The following is a 3,024-nucleotide window of genomic DNA, read 5'->3' as shown; positions in this document are numbered from 1 at the left end:
CGCTCGACGGCATCATCAAGGACCTCGAGGGCGGCGCCGACATGCTGCGCCGCGACAACCTCACCCTCGCCGACGACCAGCAGGCGCTGCGCGGGATCCTCGGCCAGCTCGCACGCCAGGTGGAGCTCGGTCGCCTGATCGATCGTCGCCTCGCGCGCGAGGCGGCCTCCGCCGCGCTGCCCGCGCCGCGGCGCGCCTTCGTCGAGGAGGAGCTGCTGTTCCCGCTGCGCCAGCGCATCGTCGACCTGCAGCAGCAACTCGCGGTGAGCCAGCAGGGCGTACTCGCGCTGGAGGTGGTGATCCGCAACAACCGCGAGCTGATCCGCGGCGTGGATCGCGCGATCAACGTCACCGTGTCGGCGCTCAACGTGGCGGTCACGGTCGCCCTCGGGCTGGCCAACCAGCGCCTCGTGCTCGATCGCGTGTCCTCGCTCAACGAGGCGACGTCCGCGCTCATCGCCGGCACCGCGCAGGCGCTGCGCACCCAGGGCGTGGAGATCCAGACCCGTGCCGCCTCGACCTCGCTCGACATGGCGCAGCTCGAGAAGGCCTTCGCAGACGTGCTCGGTGCGATCGACGACCTCTCGCGTTACCGGCGCGAGGCGCTGCCCAAGCTCGACGCCCAGATCGACCGCCTCGCCGCCCTCGCCGCGCGCGGTGAGGACGCGATCCGCAAACTCGACGAGGGCAACCGCGCGGAGCCCGACGCACCGCTGGCGAAACCCGGGGATCGCGGCTGACCGCCGCCCCGCAGCCAGGCCCGACCGACACCTTCCGAACCCGCCCATTCCACTCAAGGAGTACCCCATGGCCGAGCTTTCGATCACCGCGAGCGAGCTGCCCTCGAAGGAGCACCTGGCGCTGCGCGTGATGCCGCTGCCCGCCGACCTCAACCCGGCCGGCGACGTCTTCGGCGGCTGGATCATGGCGATGGTCGACATCGCCGGCAGCATCCCTGCGGTGCGCCGCGCGCGCTCGCGCGTGGTCACGGTGGCGGTGAATTCCTTCGTCTTCAAGCAACCGATCGCGGTCGGCGACGTGGTCAGCTTCTACGCCGACGTGATCGCGGTCGGCCGTTCCTCGCTGACCGTCGATGTGCAGATCTTCGCCGAAACCGATCCGAAGAATCCGCGGATCGTGAAGGTCACCGAGGCCCAGCTCACCTATGTCGCGGTGGACGCCCAGGGCAACAAGCGGCTGGTCCCCGAGGACGCGGACGCCGACGGCCTGCCGGGCTGTCCCGAGCCCGCCGCCAACAAGGAGCTGACGCTGCGCATGGTGCCGATGCCGGGCGACCTCAACCCCGCCGGCGACGTGTTCGGCGGCTGGATCATGGCGATGACCGACATCGCCGGCGCGGTCTCGGCGATGCGCCGCGCCAGGTCGCCGGTGGCGACGGTGGCGGTCGATCGCTTCGTGTTCAGGGAGCCGGTGTCGATGGGCGACAGGGTCACCTTCTACGCCGACATCGTGGACGCGCGCGACGACAAGTTGACGGTGGACGTCGAGGTCTTCGCCCAGCGCAACCCGGAGAACCCGGTGGTGGTGAAGGTGACCGAGGCGAAGATCACCTATACGACGGTGAAGGCCTTCCGCTCGGGGAGCAAGGGCGCCACGGCCTGATCCTGTCGCCGGGCGTGTGCGGGGACCGCGCGCATCCGCGCCGGTGCCAGGCGCCCGGCAGGCGCCGCGGCCGCGGACTCACTCCGGGCCGCGCTCCGGGAGCGGTTGAGCCAGTACCCCGGCCGGCAGCACCTGTTGCGCGGTGTCGTAGAGCCTGCGCTCCTCGAAGCGGACCAGGGCGTGGAGTTCGATCCAGAACGGCTGCAGGGCGCTGCGGTCCCCCGCTGCGATCTTCGCCGCGAGCGCGCGCAACCTGTCGTGCCGCTCGCGCGTTTCCTGCGCCAGCTCGGTTTCGCCCGAGGCCTCGAGCAGCGGCAGCAACAGGCGCTCCTCCTGCTGCATGTGCGGCTCGATTTCGTTCGCAAAGGTCGGCGGCAGGCTCGCCATGAGGGCCTCGATCGACGCCTCGTCCTTCGCATCGGAGATCCTCAGGGCGAGGTCGAGCGCGACATGGTGGGTGGTCGAAAGCGCCTGCAGGGCGACGGGACGTTTCATGGCATTCACCTCCGGACGATAGGTGGCGCTCGGCGTGGCGCATCGAGCGATTCGGACTGCAACACACCCGCGCCGGCCTCGCGCGCCGGCGGCCAAGTGCGATAGCCCCGCACGCACGCCCCGAACAGGGTGCGCGTGCGGGGCGTCGATCCGTTAAAGCGCCGATTGTGGGCCGGCGAGCCGCGGGATGGCCTTGATGTGGCTCAAGAGTCCCACAGCCCTCACAGGAGACGAGGCGCGCCGAATGCCTCTGGGGCATGGGCGCCCGACGGCCTGAGTCGCCGGGCGCGGCCTGGCCTCAGGCGGGCAGCGGCACCAGCGGGTTGCCGAACATCGGGTCGTCCGGCTTCGAGGCCAGGGCCTTCTCCAGGTCGAGCCCGAGCGCCCGGGCCACGCCGGCGCCGTAGGCCGGGTCGGCCGCATGGCAGTTACGGATGTGGCGGAACTTGATGAACTCCGGCGCGTCGCCCATCGCGCGCGCGGTGTTGCCGAACAGCGCCTCCCGCTGCGCCGGCGTCATTAACTGGAACAGCTTGCGCGGCTGCTCGAAGTAGTTGTCGTCGTCCTGGTGATAGGACCAGAAGGCGGCGTCGCCGTCGATCTTCAGCGGCGGCTCCTCGAACTCCGGCTGGCCTTGCCACTGGCCGAAGCTGTTGGGCTCGTAGTGCGGCAGGCTGCCGTAGTTGCCGTCCACCCGGCCGGTGCCGTCGCGGTGGTTGCTGTGCACCGGGCAGCGCGGCTGGTTCACCGGAATCTGATGGTAGTTGGCGCCCAGCCGGTAGCGCTGCGCATCGGCGTAGTTGAACAGGCGCGACTGGAGCATGCGGTCGGGGCTGGCGCCAATGCCGGGCACCAGGTTGCTCGGCGCGAAAGCGACCTGCTCGACGTCGGCGAAGAAGTTCTCGG

The 3,024-nt window shown here is 70.4% G+C and carries 4 protein-coding genes; 2 read left to right on the top strand and 2 right to left on the bottom strand.

The genetic code is table 11. From position 1 onward, the window contains the following. Together BB334_RS16785 and BB334_RS18855 are read left to right on the top strand one after the other, a co-directional pair. A partial coding sequence (locus BB334_RS16785) for a toxic anion resistance protein (RefSeq protein ID WP_198531283.1) occupies positions 1-740 on the top strand: 740 nt, incomplete at its 5' end. Positions 741-807: 67 nt separating this feature from the next. Next, positions 808-1,623, top strand: a complete 816-nt coding sequence (locus BB334_RS18855; protein ID WP_068809643.1) for an acyl-CoA thioesterase — start codon at positions 808-810, stop codon at positions 1,621-1,623. A gap of 78 nt (positions 1,624-1,701) precedes the next feature. On the opposite strand, the gene BB334_RS16775 is transcribed toward BB334_RS18855, so the two are convergent. Beyond that, positions 1,702-2,118 carry a hemerythrin domain-containing protein gene (locus BB334_RS16775; RefSeq protein WP_068809642.1) on the bottom strand — a complete coding sequence of 139 codons (417 nt, stop codon included), beginning with the start codon at positions 2,116-2,118 and terminating at the stop codon, positions 1,702-1,704. 298 nt (positions 2,119-2,416) lie between these two features. Further along, a partial coding sequence (locus BB334_RS16770) for a catalase (protein WP_158014430.1) occupies positions 2,417-3,024 on the bottom strand: 608 nt, incomplete at its 5' end.

This window comes from Thauera phenolivorans (assembly GCF_001696715.1).
In the GTDB taxonomy this organism is placed as follows: domain Bacteria; phylum Pseudomonadota; class Gammaproteobacteria; order Burkholderiales; family Rhodocyclaceae; genus Thauera; species Thauera phenolivorans.
This window is presented reverse-complemented; position numbering and strand designations above follow the sequence as displayed.

Bases quoted from the DNA above. Each gene is read 5' to 3' on its own strand.
- BB334_RS18855 (WP_068809643.1), top strand. From the start codon at position 808: ATGGCCGAGCTTTCGATCACCGCGAGCGAGCTGCCCTCGAAGGAGCAC.
- BB334_RS16775 (WP_068809642.1), bottom strand. From the start codon at position 2,118: ATGAAACGTCCCGTCGCCCTGCAGGCGCTTTCGACCACCCACCATGTC.